This window comes from Campylobacter sp. CH186 (assembly GCF_004378925.1).
GTDB lineage: Bacteria > Campylobacterota > Campylobacteria > Campylobacterales > Campylobacteraceae > Campylobacter_D > Campylobacter_D jejuni.
Window position 1 is genome coordinate 172180 of record NZ_RYYB01000002.1, and the last position, 17516, is coordinate 189695.

General features: G+C 31.3%; 15 protein-coding genes. 7 read left to right on the top strand and 8 right to left on the bottom strand.

Features of this window, described 5'->3' with window-relative positions; all coding sequences use genetic code 11:
- The first annotated feature begins 1 nt into the window (after nucleotide 1).
- Together ELQ09_RS08300 and ELQ09_RS03735 are read left to right on the top strand one after the other, a co-directional pair.
- A complete protein-coding gene (locus tag ELQ09_RS08300) occupies nucleotides 2–154 on the top strand; it encodes a hypothetical protein (RefSeq protein ID WP_208357100.1) in 153 nt (50 codons plus the stop codon).
- Nucleotides 115–429 (top strand): GNAT family N-acetyltransferase, encoded by a 315-nt coding sequence (locus ELQ09_RS03735; RefSeq protein ID WP_208357108.1) that lies wholly within the window; start codon nucleotides 115–117, stop codon nucleotides 427–429. Before ELQ09_RS08300 ends, ELQ09_RS03735 begins: the two co-directional genes overlap by 40 nt.
- 19 nt (nucleotides 430–448) lie before the next feature.
- Here the strand turns inward: ELQ09_RS03735 and dsbI are convergent, their stop codons facing one another.
- The 6 genes from dsbI to ELQ09_RS03765 all read right to left on the bottom strand — a co-directional run bounded on the left by dsbI (nucleotide 449) and on the right by ELQ09_RS03765 (nucleotide 6922).
- Entirely contained in the window at nucleotides 449–1975 is a 1527-nt protein-coding gene (gene dsbI, locus ELQ09_RS03740; RefSeq protein ID WP_070316621.1) for a disulfide bond formation protein DsbI, read from the bottom strand.
- Nucleotides 1976–1986: 11 nt separating this feature from the next.
- A complete protein-coding gene (dba, locus tag ELQ09_RS03745; protein ID WP_002779270.1) occupies nucleotides 1987–2154 on the bottom strand; it encodes a disulfide bond formation protein Dba in 168 nt (55 codons plus the stop codon).
- 106 nt (nucleotides 2155–2260) lie between these two features.
- Nucleotides 2261–4039, bottom strand: a complete 1779-nt coding sequence (locus ELQ09_RS03750) for a methyl-accepting chemotaxis protein (protein ID WP_134263774.1) — start codon at nucleotides 4037–4039, stop codon at nucleotides 2261–2263.
- Nucleotides 4029–4943, bottom strand: coding sequence for a cytochrome-c peroxidase (locus ELQ09_RS03755; RefSeq protein ID WP_070316623.1), 915 nt, complete (start codon nucleotides 4941–4943; stop codon nucleotides 4029–4031). The genes ELQ09_RS03750 and ELQ09_RS03755 overlap by 11 nt, the downstream gene beginning before the upstream one ends.
- A 97-nt stretch (nucleotides 4944–5040) precedes the next feature.
- Entirely contained in the window at nucleotides 5041–5907 is an 867-nt protein-coding gene (locus ELQ09_RS03760) for a fumarylacetoacetate hydrolase family protein (protein ID WP_070316624.1), read from the bottom strand.
- Between the two features lie 112 nt (nucleotides 5908–6019).
- Complete coding sequence (locus tag ELQ09_RS03765; RefSeq protein WP_070316625.1) at nucleotides 6020–6922, bottom strand: RluA family pseudouridine synthase; 903 nt, start codon at nucleotides 6920–6922, stop codon at nucleotides 6020–6022.
- 77 nt (nucleotides 6923–6999) lie between these two features.
- Between ELQ09_RS03765 and purB the strand changes: the two genes are divergently transcribed.
- Both purB and ELQ09_RS03775 read left to right on the top strand, forming a co-directional pair.
- Nucleotides 7000–8328 (top strand): adenylosuccinate lyase, encoded by a 1329-nt coding sequence (gene purB / locus ELQ09_RS03770; RefSeq protein ID WP_044261804.1) that lies wholly within the window; start codon nucleotides 7000–7002, stop codon nucleotides 8326–8328.
- A 15-nt stretch (nucleotides 8329–8343) separates the two neighbouring features.
- The gene (locus tag ELQ09_RS03775) at nucleotides 8344–10713 is read left to right on the top strand and encodes a ribonucleoside-diphosphate reductase subunit alpha (RefSeq protein ID WP_134224681.1); all 2370 of its coding nucleotides are present in this window, start codon (nucleotides 8344–8346) and stop codon (nucleotides 10711–10713) included.
- A 38-nt stretch (nucleotides 10714–10751) separates the two neighbouring features.
- On the opposite strand, the gene ELQ09_RS03780 is transcribed toward ELQ09_RS03775, so the two are convergent.
- Nucleotides 10752–12137, bottom strand: a complete 1386-nt coding sequence (locus ELQ09_RS03780; protein ID WP_134224682.1) for a cation:dicarboxylase symporter family transporter — start codon at nucleotides 12135–12137, stop codon at nucleotides 10752–10754.
- 119 nt (nucleotides 12138–12256) lie between these two features.
- Nucleotides 12257–12880: an FAD-dependent thymidylate synthase gene (thyX, locus tag ELQ09_RS03785; RefSeq protein WP_002860160.1), complete on the bottom strand. Its 624-nt coding sequence runs from the start codon at nucleotides 12878–12880 to the stop codon at nucleotides 12257–12259.
- A gap of 119 nt (nucleotides 12881–12999) precedes the next feature.
- Here thyX and ELQ09_RS03790 point away from each other — a divergent pair, with 119 nt between their 5' ends.
- The 3 genes from ELQ09_RS03790 to ELQ09_RS03800 all read left to right on the top strand — a co-directional run bounded on the left by ELQ09_RS03790 (nucleotide 13000) and on the right by ELQ09_RS03800 (nucleotide 17321).
- Nucleotides 13000–14631, top strand: coding sequence for a CTP synthase (locus ELQ09_RS03790; protein WP_134263775.1), 1632 nt, complete (start codon nucleotides 13000–13002; stop codon nucleotides 14629–14631).
- On the top strand, nucleotides 14618–16189 hold the full coding sequence (gene recJ / locus ELQ09_RS03795; RefSeq protein ID WP_134224683.1) for a single-stranded-DNA-specific exonuclease RecJ: 1572 nt from the start codon (nucleotides 14618–14620) through the stop codon (nucleotides 16187–16189). The genes ELQ09_RS03790 and recJ overlap by 14 nt, the downstream gene beginning before the upstream one ends.
- A gap of 100 nt (nucleotides 16190–16289) precedes the next feature.
- Nucleotides 16290–17321, top strand: a complete 1032-nt coding sequence (locus ELQ09_RS03800; RefSeq protein ID WP_257841180.1) for a type II asparaginase — start codon at nucleotides 16290–16292, stop codon at nucleotides 17319–17321.
- Nucleotides 17322–17516: the final 195 nt, after the last annotated feature.

The window sequence follows — 17516 nt, forward strand, 5'->3', positions numbered from 1 at the left end:
AATGATAAAACATTATGAAAATTTAAATCAAGAACAAACCAAAGGACTTTTAGAAATTTGGGAGCAAAGTGTTAAGGCAACGCATGATTTTTTGGATGAAAAAATTTTCAGACCATCAAAGAATATTTACAAAATGCCGATTTTAAAGATTTAAACTTTTTATTTGCTTATGAAAATGATGAATTTGTAGGATTTTTAGGGGCAGATGAAGAGTGTATTCAAATGCTTTTTGTTAAACCAGAATATTTCCGTAAAAAAATTGGTTCCAAGCTTTTGCAAAAAGCTTTAGATGATTTTAAGATCAAGAAAGTAGAAGTTAATCTTGACAATCCAAATGCTTTAAAATTTTATCAAAAATTTGGGTTTGAAAAAGTAGGAGAATACAAAGATAATTTCGGTTTTACTTTGCTCAAAATGCAAAAGCCCTAGAAATTAGGGCTTTTATTTTTTAGTTTAGAGTATAAAGTTTGTTTGCTCCATCTTGATAAGAAAGAATGTTGATTTTTCCATCTTTAAAGAAAATGCTTCTAGCATTAGTGATAGAGCTTGGGAAAGCGATGGTTTTTACTACTTCTTCTTTAACTGGATTAATTACGGCAATCACATTGTGGTTTTTGCTAAGTGCATAAATTTCTCCATCTTTAAAAGTCATAGAAGTTACATAAAGATCGCCTAAAGTTTTACCTTCTTTAAGATTTGCTTTTGGAGTAAATTCTCCTGAAAGAACACGATCTTTTAAAGAAACTTTAGAGATTACAAAAGTTTTAGCGTCTTTGTTGTTTGGAACAGTTGCAAGATAAAGATAATTTCCATCTGTAGTCATGCTTGCTACATGGTTAAATTTCGCTCTTACAGTATCAAGTCTTCCACGACCTAAACCTTCTCCTTGGCCTTTAAATTTATCATTGCCTTTTGCAAAATCAGCGTATTGTTTAGCGATATCTTCTTCACTTGCATTAGGATTTTTTGCAAATCTTAAGAAAGATTTGTTTGAGCCCATAAGAATGAATTTATCATTCATATAAGGTATGATACCAATAATTGGATCAATAGAAGCTGAAAAATAAGGATCAAGTTCAAAACCTTCTTTAACGCTAAAATTATTATCTAAGAAAGCCACATCCCATTTAGAGCTTATTACAAATTCATTGTTGATATAATCAAGAGTATTGATTGCTTTATTAAAATTTATGGTTTGTTCATTTGTGATTTTAAGTTCATCATTGATTTTTGCAAATGGAGCATTGTTGATATCATTATCAAATTTTATGCCAAGTTTTTCACTTGCAGGTGCAAAAGCATAATCAGGAGCTTTAACATCGCGTTTTCCTAAGAAAGAAATATTTTGCCACAAACCATTCCAACCTTCTTTACTCCAAATGATGTATTTTGGATTTAAGCTAAATCTTACAGGATCGCCTTGTCCTACATAAGGAGGAATTCCTGTGCTTACAAAAGCTTGGAAAACATTTGAAGCTACTACAATCGCACTGATAACTACAGCTGCGAGAGAAAATTTCGTATATTTTCTAAATTTTTCCCCGTTTAATTCTAATTCAAAAGCATTAAATTTAGGAGCAAAAGCAAAAATCACACCTAAAAGCAATACAACAGCCCAAAATACCACTTCGGCCCAAAAATAAGTATGGATACCAAAAACTGCTAAACCAAAACCTTGATCTAAATCTCTATGAGCGTGATTACCATAGTGAGCAAAAGATTGATAAAGCCCTATTGCTGTCATGATTAAAAGAGCAGCAAGGTATTTACCTTTCATGCCATAACGAACAATGAAAAGTGCCATCACACCAATAAAGATCATTGCTTCTCTTTGTCCCCAGCAAAGCGTGCAAGGACTATCGCCCAACATATAACCAAATACAAAATTTGCGATACCTACAGGCAAGAGTATGATCAAAAAGCCTGCTAAACACATTAGTGTGTAGAAATTTTTTGTTTTATTGATTTCGTTCATTTAGCCCTTCCTTACAGATTCATTATTGTTAATAGTGCGCCTGTTTTGTGGCCAACATAGAAAAAAACCATTAAAAGCCAAGCTACCATTACCAAACCAAAAGCCAAATTTTCTTTTTCTGGTTTTTTGATAATCAGTATCAAGGCGATTAAAACTAATAAAAGTTCAAGAAACTCCATAGTATCTCCTTATGAAATAAAAACTGTTAATTTTACTTTAAAAACATAAATTAAAAATAAATTTTTTATTAAAATTTCGTGTTAATTTAAATTAACACGAAAAAAGTTACTGAAAGCTACTTAATTTTTCAGAGAGTTTAGACGCACCATTTAGAACATTTTGAGAGATGTTATTGATTTCGCATGATAAATCTTTAACAGAATTTGCAAGCTCATTAACCTTGTCTATGCTTGTTCCTAGGATAAGCATTCTATCTTTTACTTCCATACTTTTATCTCTCATGGTTTGGGTTGATTCTATAGAACTTTCTAGTTTATGCATAGAATTTACAAGTTCTTGTTGTAAATCATTGGTTTTTAAAGAGGTTTCTTTCATAGAATCATGGATAAGATCCATCAAGGCTTTGTTGTCATTGATTTGTTGGACTATAGCATTAACAGTAGCATTGATATTTAAAAGAGATTTGCTTGTTTTATCGGCAAGTTGACCTACTTCATCAGCAACAACTGCAAAACCCCGTCCATGTTCGCCCGCTCTTGCAGCTTCAATAGCTGCATTCAAAGCAAGTAGATTGGTTTGATCGGCTATATCTCTAATAGAACTTGTAATTTCTATGATATTATCTGCACTTTGGGTTAGATTGTCCATATTGGCTACTATATTTTGTTCTTTTTTATTATTTTCATTTATTAAATTTACAAGTTCAGATAGAGTAAGTTCTACCTTATCCATCAGTATGTGCATATCTTGCATATTTTCTATGCTTTCTTGTGCTAAATTTCCCGCAAGATTGATATGATCATCTAAGACATAGGTGATTTCTTTAACGCCTTGAATTTGTTCATGTTGTGAATTAGAACTGTTTTCAAGCATCATGGAATTATTTTTGAGCTTTTGTGAATTTTGATGACTTGATTTGGCGTTTTCTATGGCTTCTATGATTGAGTTTTGAACGGTGGAAATAAATGAATTAATATATTGAGCGCTTTGTCCAAGCTCGCTTTTTGGATCTATATTTAAACGAGAGTGTAGATTGGCTTCTTTACTAGCTAAATTAGCGCTTAATTTTTCTAAAGTATGAATTGGCATGATGACTTTTTTTAGTGTTAATAAAATAAAAAATACAAATAATATGATAGTAATTCCAAACACTGTTAAAGCGATATAAAATTTAAATAAATTGGACTGCTCTATAGCATTTTGGGTGAAAGTGTTAAGTTGTTTTAACTCTTTCATAAGAGAATTATTCTCATAAATAGAAGAATTATCTTGCATAACAGAAATTTGTTTTACAATCATTTTATAGTGTTTTAAAAAAAGTTGTAAATTTTCACTTTTTGTATCGTTTTTGATTTCTTTCATAAGACTGTTGAGTTGATTGAGTGTTGTTTTTTGCAAAATACTTTCAGTTGAAAGAACGCTTAACATAGAGTTCATTGTTTTATAGTTGTTTTTATTTGTTTCATGGTTTTGTTCTAATTCTTCAAAATAATTTTTAGCCAATTCAAACAAGTAAAGTTTTGAATTTACCGCTATGGAATTTGCAGATTTGAAATAATTAAGCTGGATTAGTTTGGCATTAAAAATTTCTTCTGCTTTACTTATGTCAATCCCAAAATTTTTAAGCTTTTTAAAGTTTTCTTGCATTTTTTTTATTGCCTGAACACTTGGATCATAGTTAATAAAATTAAAACTATTTTGAAAAACGAAATTGATTTTTTCATCTGAAATTTGTAGCTGCTGAACTGTGTTTATCAAGTTTTTATTATCTTTAGATGAGGAGTAGTTATTAAAAATAATACCTAATAAAAGAAGAATGAAAGCTAAAACTAGCGTAGATAAAATAATAAATTTTATCAAAAATGAACTTTTTTTATTTGTCATGATATTCTCCTGTTAAGCTTTCTAAGAATGCAACTATATTATCAACTGTTTCTTGATCTAAAAATTTTCCTAGTTGATAGTAAGCCATAAACTGAACACAAGCATCTAAAGTAGGTATAGAACCATCATGAAAATAAGGCGCAGTTTTGGCTATATTTCTTAAACTAGGAACCTTAAATACCATTTTATCAACTTCTCTTTTTGTGATTTCATAGCGTCCTAAATCTTCTTGATTTGGGTATTCTTCAAAAATACCGATTTTTTGAAACATATTTCCACCTATATTTTGACCTTGATGGCAAGAAATGCAGCCATTAGCTTTAAAATCTTTATAACCTTTTTTAGCTTGAGCTGAAATAGCATTTTGATCTCCGTTAAGATAGCGATCAAAAGGAGAATTTGGAGTGATTAAGGTTTTTTCAAATTCAGCAACTGCAAGAGCTATGTTTTCTACCGTAACTTCTCCATAAAGTTTTTTAAAAGTTTTTACATAATCTTCATTAGAATTAACTTTTTGCAAAAGAAGTTCAGGACTTAGTCCCATTTCTTTTGGATTAAAAAAAGGCACTTTTGCTTGTTCTGCTAAATCTTTGGCTCTACCATTCCAAAATTGCACAAAATTAAATACAGAGTTAAAAGTTGTAGGAGTGTTAAAGGGTTTATCAAGTTGATTATCAGTTCCTATTGAAAATTCAAGTCCATCAACGCCGTGTTGATCAAGTCTATGGCAAGTATTGCACGAAACTTTTCCATCTTTGGATAAACTTTTATCCATATAAAGACTTTTTCCAAGTTTAGCTTTTTCTTTATCATAAGAGATGGAATTTGGAATAGGGGTTATCATATCTACTGCAAAGACTATATTTGCATAAGATAAACACAAAATTATTATTATTTTTTTCATAACAAATTTCTACCTTAAGTTTAAATTTCTAAGAATGTCATTATACTTTAATTTTAGCAAATTGTTTAATAATTGATATTTTTTATTTAAAGTTTTTTTATTTTATTTTATTGCAAAGTTCTCCTAAATTTTCTATGACACAACGTACTTTATCTCCTGATTTTAAAAAAGTAGGTGGATTTAACCCCATGCCTACTCCACTAGGAGTTCCCATAGATATAATACTTCCAGCTTTTAAAAGCATGCCCGTGCTAAGTTCTTCTAAGACATAAGCAATATCAAAAATAAACAATTGGGTGTTAGAATTTTGGCGTAGTTCATCATTGACATAGCTTTGAAGTTGGAGCTTAGGAGGGTAAGAAATTTCTTCTACGCTTGTGATATAAGGTCCCATTATAGTGCTGCCTTCAAGACTTTTTGCTCGGTAGAATTGTTTGTGGCGTTTTTGAAGTTCGCGAGCTGAAATTTCATTGATAATAGTATAACCAAAGATATAATCTTTTGCATCTTTAGCTTTGATTTTATAAGCATCTTTACTTAAAATAAATGCAAGCTCACATTCGTAATCAAGCTGAGAAGTTACATCTGCATGTAAAGGTATATCACCAAAAGGTGGTGTGGCTTGATTGCAGCGTTTTCCAAAATATACAGGATATTCTCTTTCTTCAAATTTTTCACCCTTAAATTTGGCAGATTCTTTGGCATGATCTAAAAAATTAATCCCAAGACATATAATATCTTGACGAGGTTCTATAATAGGGGCTAGATAATTTTCTTTTGGAATTTCATAGGCTATTTTAGAATCCAAGTCTGTAAGCTTGTGTTTAAATTTATCAAAATAGATAATAAATTCATTCATATCGTTAGTTTCAATGCCAAGATCAGTAAAACTTACAATTTTTCCACTAGAATTTAGTACTCCTAGATTGTGTTTTTGACCCTGTATAAAATTAACAAATTTCATTGGAAAATCTCGCTTTTTTTATTTAATTATACTTAAAGTTTTAGCAAGAATTATTTTTTTGTTTTAAAATTTGGTAAAAAAGTGATTGATTGTAGCGTAGTGAAACATCATTTTATTTTATGGAATTGTTGAAAATTTCTTTTATGTTTATTTTTGAGTTGATATCAAAATTTTGATTTTTATATTGAAATTTCAAACGATAAGAATGCAAACACAAACGCAAGGCACCTGTAAGTTTTAAGCGTTCTTTAGGATTTAATTTTTCATCTAAAATACTTTCGATTTGTTTTTTGCTAAGCCCATATAGTGGATCGCCTAAAATGGTATGATTTTTATAATGCAAATGTACTCTTATTTGATGTTGTCTGCCTGTTAAGGGTTTACAAAGTAAAAGAGTAGCGTTGATTTTAGGAAAGTATTCTAAAATTTCAAATTCAGTGATAGCTTGTTTTCCTTCTTTGCAAATTTGCATTCTTGTTTTTATATCATCGTAGTTTTTAGTTAAATTTATAGCTTTATCAACTATAAAATTTTCTTCTATTTTTCCATGAGCTAGAGCAAGGTATTCTTTTTGAACTAGTTTTTTTTCAAACAAGCTTTTAAGATCAATTTGAGCTTTTTTATTTTTGGCTATAAGTATAAGTCCGCTCGTTTCTTTATCGAGCCTGTGTGCTACGCAAGCTTCTTTTCCCCAAAGATGCCAAATTTCATCACTAAGACTGTATTTACAATGTCTACCATTTGGATGGCTTAAGATCCCACTTTCTTTTTCAAGTATGGCAAAGTCTTCATTTTCAAAGACAATTTCTACTCCTTTGGGATTGTTTTCATAGACTATAAGCTCTACTAAACCATTTAAAATTTTATTCTTTTCTTCTACTAAAATTCCATCACAAAAAAGCCTTTTTTTGTCTATGAGTTTTTGTGCTTCATTTATGCTAATTTTTAAATTTTCCATAAGGACTTGAAATGCCTTTTTTCCATTGTTTGAGAGTTTTATTTTTATGTAGGCCATTTAATAACTTTCTTAGGATAATTTGATATAATTTCTGTTTTTTAAAATATAAAATTATAGCTAAAAAGGTTTCAAAGATGGTTGAAAGATATAGCAGAGAAATCATGGCTAAAAAATGGGACATGCAAGCAAAATACGATGCGTGGCTGAAAGTAGAATTAGCCGCTGTAAAAGCTTGGAATAAACTCGGTCTCATTAATGACACAGACTGCGAAAAAATTCTTAAAAATGCAAAATTTGATATTGCAAGAATAGATGAAATAGAAAAAACCACAAAACATGATGTTATAGCTTTTCTTACAAGTGTAAGTGAAAGTTTGGGAGAAGAGAGTCGTTTTGTGCATTATGCAATGACAAGTTCTGATTGTATAGATACAGCTGTTGCTTTACAGATAAAAGAGAGTTTGGAGCTTATTTTAGAAGATGTTTCTTTGCTTTTAGAAGCGATCAAAAAGCGTGCTTTGGAGCATAAAAACACCTTAATGGTAGGAAGAAGTCATGGAATTCATGGAGAACCTATTACTTTTGGTTTGGTGCTAGCTATTTGGTATGATGAAATTTCGCATGCAAAAGAGCTTTTAGAACATGCAAAAGAAGTGATAAGCTATGGAAAAATCAGCGGTGCAATGGGAAATTTTGCTCATGCTCCTTTAGAATTTGAAGAAGAAGTTTGTAAAAATTTAGGTCTTAAGGCCGCTCCTGTTTCAAATCAAGTGATCCAAAGAGATCGTTATGCTCAGGTTATTTCTGCTATTGCGATTTTAGCTTCAAGTTGTGAGCAAATCGCTGTAGCCATAAGACATTTTCAAAGAACTGAAGTTTATGAGGCTGAAGAGTATTTTAGTGTAGGACAAAAAGGAAGTTCAGCTATGCCACATAAAAGAAATCCTGTTTTAAGTGAAAATATCACAGGGCTTTGTCGTGTGCTTAGATCTTTTGTAACTCCAGCTTTAGAAAATGTCGCACTTTGGCATGAAAGAGATATATCTCATTCTAGTGTTGAAAGATTTATTTTGCCTGATGCTTTTATCACGGCTGATTTTATGCTTATGCGTCTTACAAATTTGATTGATAAGCTTTTGGTTTATCCTGAAAATATGATGAAAAATTTAAATCTTACAGGCGGACTTGTATTTTCAGGAAGGGTGCTTTTAGAACTTCCATTTAAAGGCATTAGTCGTGAAGAAGCTTATAAAATAGTTCAAAGAAACGCTATGAAAGTTTGGGCAGATTTGCAAAATGGCAAGGCTGCTATCAATGAAAAAAATGAAAGTTTGTTTTTGTTAGCGCTTTTAAGTGATGAAGATTTAAGAAAAAGTTTGAGTGAAGAGGATGTAAGAAAATGTTTCGATTATAACTACTATACAAAAAATGTTGATGCAATTTTTAAAAGAACATTTAAATAAAAAGCAAGGAAGGCAATGAAAGTTATTAAAAGAAATGGTCGTACAGAAGAATTGGATGTTTCTAAGATCAAAAAATGCACCTCTGATGCTGTAAAAGATTTAGAAGGTGTGAATTTAAGCGAACTTGAACTTGATGCAAAGATTCAATTTCGTGATGGAATTTCAACTGAAGAAATTCAAAAAACTTTAATTAAAACTGCAGTAGATAAGATAGATATTGATTGTCCAAATTGGACCTTTGTTGCAGCTAGACTTTTTTTATTTGATTTATATAAAAAAGTTAATGGTATGAATCGCTATAATCATTTGCGTGAGTATTTTCAAAAGGGTGAAAAAGAAGGAAGAATTTTACTTGGTCTTAAAGAAAAATATGATTTAGATGATTTAAATGCTTATATTAAACCTGAACGCGATATGCAATTTACTTATCTTGGTATTAAAACTTTATATGATAGATACTTGATTAAAGATAGTAAAGGTATGCCTATAGAACTTCCTCAACAAATGTTTATGGCCATTGCGATGTTTTTAGCGCAGAATGAATTTAATCCTCAAGAATGGGCGAAGAAATTTTATGATTTAATTTCTAAATTTGAACTCATGCTTGCAACTCCGACTTTATCTAATGCAAGAACAACACGCCATCAGCTTAGTTCTTGTTATATAGGTTCAACTCCTGATAATATTGAAGGTATTTTTGATTCTTACCAAGAAATGGCTTTGCTTTCTAAATTTGGTGGCGGCATAGGTTGGGATTGGTCTAAAGTGCGTGCTATGGGTGGAAGCATAGATGGGCATAAAAATGCTGCAGGAGGGATTATACCTTTCTTGAAAATTACCAACGATATTGCCGTAGCAGTAGATCAACTAGGAACTAGAAAAGGAGCTATAGCCGTTTATATAGAACCTTGGCACATGGATATAAGTGATTTTATCGATTTGCGTAAAAATTCAGGTGAAGAAAGACGCCGTGCACATGAACTTTTCCCTGCTTTATGGATTAATGATCTTTTCATGAAAAGAGTAAGGGCTAATGATAAATGGACTCTTTTTGATCCTGCAGATACAGCAGATTTATGCGATTTGTATGGTGAGGCTTTTGAAAAACGCTATGAAGAATACGAAAAAGATGAAAGCATTGTAAAAGAAATTGTAGAAGCCAAAGAGCTTTGGAAGAAAATTTTACTAAATTATTTTGAAACAGGCTTGCCATTTTTATGTTTTAAAGATAGTGCTAATAGAGCAAATCCAAATGCTCATGTAGGAATTATTAGAAGTTCAAATTTATGTACTGAAATTTTTCAAAATACCGAGCCAAATTATTATCAAATTAAAGTAGTTTTTGAAAATGGAGATGAGCTTCATTTTGATGAAGAGCAAAAGATTGTGATCGATGGGGGATATGAAAAACCAGCCAAAAAAATCTCAACTTTAGATAGTATTAATGGTAATAAAGTTTATATAGTGGAAAAATATAAAAATGATGGAAAAACAGCCGTTTGTAATTTAGCAAGTATAAATCTTAGCAAAGTGTATACTAAAGAAGATATAGAGCGTGTTGTGCCAACGGCTATTCGTATGCTTGATAATGTAATTGATTTAAATTTTTATCCTCATAGAAAAGTAAAAGATACAAATTTAAAATCTCGCGCCATAGGTCTTGGAGTCATGGGTGAAGCACAAATGCTTGCTGAGGCTAAGATTCATTGGGGAAGCGATGAGCATTTAAATAAAATCGATGAGATTATGGAGCAAATTAGCTTTGAGGCTATTAATGCGAGTTCAAATTTAGCTCTTGAAAAAGGTTCTTATGAAGATTTTGAAGGATCAAATTGGAGCAAGGGGATTTTTCCTATTGATGTAGCAAGTCCTAAGGCTAAAGCTTTAACTTTAAGAGAAGGCTTATTTGATCAAAGTGAATGCGACTGGGTTAAACTTAGAGAAAAAGTTAAAAAAGATGGTATGAGAAATGGTTATTTGATGGCCATTGCACCTACTTCTTCTATTTCTATCTTGGTGGGTACTACGCAGACTATAGAACCTGTTTACAAAAGAAAGTGGTTTGAACAAAATTTAAGTGGTATGATACCTGTTGTTGTGCCAAATTTAAGCCTTGATACTTGGCAATACTATACTCCAGCCTACGAACTTGATCAAAAAATTCTTGTAAAGGCTGCTGCTGTGCGTGGTAAATGGATCGATCAAGGGCAGAGTTTAAATATCTTTTTATCACTTGATAAAGCAAGTGGGGGATATTTAAATGAAATTTATCAACTTGCTTGGGAGCTTGGAGTAAAATCTACTTATTATTTAAGAAGTGAAAGCCCTGATAGTGAAAAAGTCAATGTTGCAGATCGTAGCATAGAATGTGAAGGTTGCCAATAAATACTAAAACCCAATGAAAAGCATTGGGTTTTAAAAGATTAAGAATTGTAAATTTCTTTATCTAGAGCTTTTAGGTTTTTTGCAGTACAAAGTGCCGAAGTCATAGCTCCTGAGACATTGCTTGCTGTTCTTGCCATATCTATAACAGGATCTATGGCTAAAATCAAACTTAGCATGACAAAATTATTACCAAATCCAATCCCTGCTAGCATAATAGAAGCTGCCATAGTTGCACTTCCAGGTACCCCAGCTATACCCAAGGATCCAATAACAGCTACCAAAACTATCATTAAAGCAAATGTAAAATCAATATGTGTATGTGTAGCAAAAGCTACAAAAACTGCCGCTAAAGCTGGAAAATATCCCGCACAACCATTAAGTCCTGTTGTTGTACCTATAGATGCTACAAAATTAGCTATAGCTGAATTAACTCCAAATTTATTTTGCAAAGTTGAAGTGGTCATAGGCAAAGTGCCTAAAGAAGATCTTGAGCTAAATGCAAATAACCATACAGGAAAGGCTTTTTTTGCATATTTTATAGGGTTTAACCCTTGTGAAGCAAGAAGCAAAAAATGCACCCCAAACATTATAAACATAGCCATATAAATAAGCATTATAAAAAGTCCAGCTGTTTTGATAGCTTCAAAACCATTGCTTAAAAGCACATTAGCCATCATACAAACTACAGCATAAGGCATAAATCTAATAACTGTAGCAGTCATGTTCATCATAATATTATAAAAGGTTAGGATAAAATTATGAAAACTTTTAAAGGCTTGTTCATACTCTTCTTTTTTAGAAATTTTTTTAGCGCTAATTCCTATAAAAAAAGAAAAAATGACAATAGCTATAATATTTTCTTTATCAATAGCTGTAATGATGTTGCTAGGTATTAGCCCTAGTATAATATTTGAAAAAGTTTGAATTTCGCGAATTTGTTTATCTCCTTCATGTATAGCAAAATTACTTCCTAAATCAAAACTATAACCTAAAAATATACCCAAGGTTGCAGCTATGGCTGTGCTAAAGAGTATCCAAAAAAGACTTATTCCAAGTAAGGAAGATATTTTGATATTTTTATCAATTTCTATAATTACTTTTATAATGCAAATGCTTACAAGAGGAACAACTAGCATTTTTATAAAAGCTACAAAAACAGAACTTACAAATGCAAACCAATGTTTTGTTTCACTATACCAAAGAATATTGCTTGCTTCTTCAGCATCTGGAAAATTTGCCAAATATTGCAAAGCAAAACCAAACCCCAAACCCATTAAAAGCGCAAATAGCATGCGAAGAGAAAAATTGATTTTTATATCCCGCATTTTTTTTAATGCGTAAAAAACAACACAAAGTATAGCAAGAGTAGCTATAGTATGAGCTTGTGAAAGCATTAGAAAATCTTGAAAAAATTGTTTATTCATAAAAAGTCCTTATAAGAAACTATAATCAAGCACAAGGTATATGAAAATATACTTGCATAAAGCTTGATTTTATAAATAGTAGCATAAAAATATTTTAAATAAGATAAAATTAGTATGATTTATTCTATATCTTTATGTAGGCAATGTTCAAATATAAATTTGTGTTCTTGTGGTAAGGCTTCAAATAAAGCATTTGCTAAATTTCTAATCTCCCAAAGAGCTGATTTTGAACTACGCAAAGATATAAAATTTTGTAAACTTCTTGCATTAATCGTTAGTGTAAGTTCGGTTTTATAGCTTTCTGGTAAGCAGTATTTGGCTATATCTAGGCTAATACTTTTTTGTAAAATAGTGCGTAAATTTTCTAAGGCTTTAATGCTTGCGTTATCAACCTCTTCATTACCACAAAGCACAAGATAACGGCTTGCATTTTCAAAATCTCCTATTTTAAACTCACCTTCATTGCGAAGTTCTTTTAAGGTATAACGCGTGCTTTTTACACTAGGACTAGTGTGACGGTGTCTTGCAACTTCTTGTAAACAAGCTCTTGAAATTCCTTGTATATAAAAAGTATAGTTTAGATGTTCTAAGGTTGAAGCGTGTTTGAATTTATTGCCCACGCGATCGATAAGTTCTTTATCTTTTTCGCCACCGCAATCGCCTTTTTCAAAGCTTTGCCAACAAGTTCTTGTTGCATGAGAACAAACAGATAATGGAGTGTGAAAAAGTAAAGTGATTTGCATGCTTATTCCTTTTTTGATAAAAATATTTTTTGTAATTCTTGCATTTTTTACTTAAAATTCTAATGAAATAAAAAGTTTTATCAAGTTATAATTAGATAAAAAAATAAGGCTTATTATCAATGAAACAAACAAAATATATTTTTGTAACAGGTGGAGTTTTAAGTTCTTTAGGTAAAGGAATAGCCGCTGCTTCTATCGCAACACTTTTAAAAAATTCAGGGCTTAAAGTGAGTATTTTAAAAGCTGATCCTTATATCAATGTCGATCCAGGCACTATGAGTCCTTTTGAGCATGGGGAAGTTTTTGTAACTGATGATGGAGCAGAAACGGATCTTGATTTGGGGCATTATGAGCGTTTTTTGGATGAGAGTTTATCTCAAGATAATAACTTTACTACAGGACGCGTTTATCAAAGTGTGATTGAAAAAGAAAGGCGTGGAGAATATCTTGGCAAAACCATTCAAGTTATCCCTCATATAGTAGGAGAAATCAAAGATCGCATTAAAAAAGCAGGAGAAGGCAAAGATATACTCATCGTTGAAATAGGCGGAACTGTTGGGGATATAGAAGGTTTGCCTTTTTTAGAAGCTATTCGTGCTTTGCGTTTGGAAGTGGGTAAAAATAATGCTATGAATATTCATCTTACTCTAGTGCCTTTTATCAAGGCTGCAGGGGAATTAAAAACAAAGCCAACTCAACATAGTGTAGGCGAGTTAAGACGCATAGGTATTGGTCCTGATATGATTATTTGTCGTAGTGAAAAAGCTCTTGATAGAGATTTAAAAGATAAAATTGCTATTTCTTGTGGGGTGGAAAAAAATTGTGTAATAGAAAGTGTTGATGCGGCTAGTATTTATCAAATTCCACTTAATTTTTTAAAGCAAGATATTTTAAGTCCTATTGCTGAAATTTTGGATTTGAAAAATTTAAAACCTAATATGGAAAATTGGGACTCTTTGGTAAAAAGAGTTATAGCTCCAAGCAATGAAGTTAAAATCGCTTTTGTAGGCAAATATGTGGATTTAAAAGAAAGCTATAAAAGCCTTACTGAAGCTATTATACACGCAGGTGCAGCTCTAGATACTAAAGTGGAGTTAAAATGGGTAGATAGTGAAAAACTTGAAAATATGGAAAGTGCTGAAGTATTTAAAGATGTGAGTGGAATTTTAGTTGCAGGGGGATTTGGATATCGTGGTGTAGAAGGTAAGATAAAAGCCATTCAATACGCAAGAGAAAATAAAATTCCTTTTTTAGGAATTTGTTTGGGTATGCAGCTTGCTTTGGTGGAATTTGCTAGAAATGTATTAAAACTTAAAGATGCAAATTCAAGTGAATTTGATGAGAAATGCCAAAATCCTGTGGTTTATTTGATTGATGAATTTATGGATACAAATGGAGAAAAACAAATTCGTACTGCAAAAACTCCTTTAGGCGGAACTATGCGTTTAGGAGCTTATAAATGCGATATTAAGGAAAAATCCCTTTTGGCTAAGGTTTATAATGAAGCAAAAAGTGTAAAAGAACGCCACCGCCACCGTTATGAAGCAAATCCAAAATATAGAGCAGATTTTGAAAAACACGGTTTGATTGTAAGTGGTGAAAGCAAAGGATTGATCGAAGCGGTTGAGCTTAACTGTCATCCTTTTTTCTTGGCTGTGCAGTTTCATCCAGAATTTACATCAAGACTTGAGCATGTTAATCCTGTGATTTACGGTTTTATCAAGGCAGCTATAAACTATGAAGATAATTAATAAAAATGAAATTAAAAAAAATTTGGCTTCACGCTTTGAAAAAGATTTGCATACCAAACTTTGCGATCTGCCTTTGCCATGCTGTTTAAAGGATGCATATAAAGCAGCTAATCGCATCAAAGAAGCTGTAGAAAAAAATGAGAAAGTCGCCATAGTAGGGGATTATGATGTTGATGGAATCATTTCTTGTGTTATTATGGCAGAATTTTTCGATGATATAGGTTTTGATTATATAGTAAGAATTCCAAATCGTTTTAAAGATGGATATGGATTAAATGCTGAGATTATCAACGAACTTGATGTGAATTTAATAATAACAGTAGATAATGGAATAGCTGCTCTTGAAGCAGCCAAACTCTGTAAAGAAAAAAATATAGATTTGATTATCACTGATCATCATATGCCTCAAGATGTTTTACCTGATGCTTTTGCCATTATCAATCCAAAGCAAAAAGATTGTGATTTTCCAGAAATTGAAATTTGTGGAGCTCAAGTGGCATGGTATTTGATAGCAGCTTTAAAAGAAGTTTGCAAGCTTAAATACGATATGAGTAAATTTTTAGAACTTTTGGCGATTGCAATTATTGCAGATATGATGGAGCTTAGAGATTTAAATCGTGCTTTAGTAAGGCGTGGTATAGATCATATTAACAAATCTAAAAGAGCTGCTTTTCGGGCTATTAAGCATTATTATCAAAAGGATAAATTTGCCCTTGATAATATAGGATTTTTAATTGCTCCGCTTATAAATAGTGCTGGAAGAATGGATGATGCAAGTATTTCTTATGAATTTTTACACACTAAAGATTTTAATAAAGCTTTAGAATATCTAGAGCAAATTGTTAGTTTTAATGAAAGTCGTAAAGATGAAGAAAAACAGCTTTTTGAAGATAGTTTAAATCAAATCGATGAAAACGATTCTTGTATTGTGGTATCGGGTTTAAATTGGCATGAAGGGGTTTTAGGGATTGTGGCAAGTCGTTTAGCTAAACATTTTAATAAACCTGCTTTTGTATTTTCTCAAAATGAAGAACACTTAAAAGGTAGCGCAAGAAGTGTTGGCAAGATTGATATTTTAGCTTTAATTTCTAAGACAAATTCTATATTAAGCAATTATGGTGGTCATAAAGGTGCTGCTGGAATCAGTTTAAACTCTGAAAATTTTGAACAATTTAAAAATAAAATCAAAAAAGAATGTTCGCAAATTTCTGAAAGTGAATTTTTGGATACAGATGAAATTTTAGGAATCTTAGAACCTAGTGAAATTGATTTTGAAATGCTTGAAATTTTAGAATCTTTTGAACCTTTTGGACATAAAAATCCACGACCTTTTTTTGTTTTAGAAAATCTTTGTGTAAAAAATAAAAAACTTCTAGGTAAAGATGAAAAACACTTAAAGCTTATTTTAACCAAGGAAAATAAAACCATAGAAGCTTTATTTTTTAATTTTGATAAAGAGCCAGAATTGAATCAAAATATTTCTTTGCTTGGAAGTATTTCTAAGAATGAATTTAGAGGATTAGTAACTCCACAATTTATTATTAAAGAAATTTTATAAAATTTATAAAATTTTTATTTATTATTTATTAATATTATATAGGTTTCATTAATGAAACGAATTTTAACAAAATAAGGGGAGAATTGTGAAAAAGTTACTATTGTGTGTATTAGTATTTTTATCTATAGGAGCATGTATGGCAGAAGCTAAACCAAAGATTGCTATTTTAGCAACAGGTGGAACGATAGCAGGTTCTATTGATAGTGCTGTTGCCACAACAGGTTATACGGCTGGAGTTGTTGGCGTAGATGTTTTAATCAAAGCGGTTCCACAAATTCAAGATTTAGCTAATATTAGTGGGGAACAAATAGCAAATATTGATAGTTCAAATATGCGTGATGAAATTTGGCTAAAGCTCGCTAAAGAAATCAATAAGCTTTTTGCCGAAGGGGTGGATGGTGTGGTTATAACTCATGGTACTGACACCATGGAAGAAACTGCTTATTTTTTAAATTTAACCATTAAAAGCGATAAGCCTGTAGTTTTAGTTGGCGCTATGCGTCCATCAACTGCTATAAGTGCAGATGGGCCAAAAAATCTTTACAATGCTGTAGCATTAGCTGCTGATAAAGAGTCTAAGGGCAAGGGTGTTATGGTAGCTATGAATGATAAAATTTTAAGTGCTAGAGGCGTGGTAAAAACCCATAGTTTAAATGTTGATGCTTTCTCTTCTCCTGATTTTGGGGATTTGGGTTATATAGTAGATGGTAAAGTCTTTTTCTATAATAATGTTATTAAAGCTCATACAAAAAACGCTCCTTTTGATGTAAGCAAACTCGCAAGTTTGCCAAAAGTAGATATTCTTTATAGCTATTCAAATGATGGTAGTGGTGTCGCTGCAAAAGCTTTATTTGAACATGGAACTAAAGGTATAGTTGTTGCAGGAAGTGGTGCAGGAAGTATACATGAAGATCAAAAAAATGTTTTAAAAGAGCTTATGAAAAAAGGACTTGATGTTGTTGTAAGTTCAAGGGTTGTAGCAGGTCGTGTTGCTGTGAGTGATTCAGATGAAAAATTAGGTTTTATTAGTGCTGAAGATTTGAATCCTCAAAAAGCAAGAGTTTTACTTATGTTAGCGCTTACAAAAACAAGTGATCCTAAAAAAATTCAAGAGTATTTTTTAAAATATTAAAATTTTTAAATATTTCTAAAACTTAGGGAAATTATCTTCCCTAAGTCAAGCCTTTTAATCCTAATAATAGTATATTATATCTTGCATTTTTTATTATCATTAAAATATAGCCCCCATTATACTTATATAAATACTTACACAAATATTTATACTATTTAATCCTTTATTTAATCCCCTTTTAAGTTTAATTGGTTA

What these genes read in the sequence shown, in the direction of transcription:
- purB (WP_044261804.1), top strand. Translation starts at nt 7,000, where the DNA reads ATGGTTGAAAGATATAGCAGAGAAATCATGGCTAAAAAATGGGACATG.
- recJ (WP_134224683.1), top strand. Translation starts at nt 14,618, where the DNA reads ATGAAGATAATTAATAAAAATGAAATTAAAAAAAATTTGGCTTCACGC.
- ELQ09_RS03775 (WP_134224681.1), top strand. Translation starts at nt 8,344, where the DNA reads ATGAAAGTTATTAAAAGAAATGGTCGTACAGAAGAATTGGATGTTTCT.
- ELQ09_RS03780 (WP_134224682.1), bottom strand. Translation starts at nt 12,137, where the DNA reads ATGAATAAACAATTTTTTCAAGATTTTCTAATGCTTTCACAAGCTCAT.
- ELQ09_RS03755 (WP_070316623.1), bottom strand. Translation starts at nt 4,943, where the DNA reads ATGAAAAAAATAATAATAATTTTGTGTTTATCTTATGCAAATATAGTC.
- ELQ09_RS03750 (WP_134263774.1), bottom strand. Translation starts at nt 4,039, where the DNA reads ATGACAAATAAAAAAAGTTCATTTTTGATAAAATTTATTATTTTATCT.
- ELQ09_RS03790 (WP_134263775.1), top strand. Translation starts at nt 13,000, where the DNA reads ATGAAACAAACAAAATATATTTTTGTAACAGGTGGAGTTTTAAGTTCT.
- thyX (WP_002860160.1), bottom strand. Translation starts at nt 12,880, where the DNA reads ATGCAAATCACTTTACTTTTTCACACTCCATTATCTGTTTGTTCTCAT.
- dsbI (WP_070316621.1), bottom strand. Translation starts at nt 1,975, where the DNA reads ATGAACGAAATCAATAAAACAAAAAATTTCTACACACTAATGTGTTTA.
- ELQ09_RS08300 (WP_208357100.1), top strand. Translation starts at nt 2, where the DNA reads ATGATAAAACATTATGAAAATTTAAATCAAGAACAAACCAAAGGACTT.
- ELQ09_RS03760 (WP_070316624.1), bottom strand. Translation starts at nt 5,907, where the DNA reads ATGAAATTTGTTAATTTTATACAGGGTCAAAAACACAATCTAGGAGTA.
- ELQ09_RS03765 (WP_070316625.1), bottom strand. Translation starts at nt 6,922, where the DNA reads ATGGCCTACATAAAAATAAAACTCTCAAACAATGGAAAAAAGGCATTT.
- dba (WP_002779270.1), bottom strand. Translation starts at nt 2,154, where the DNA reads ATGGAGTTTCTTGAACTTTTATTAGTTTTAATCGCCTTGATACTGATT.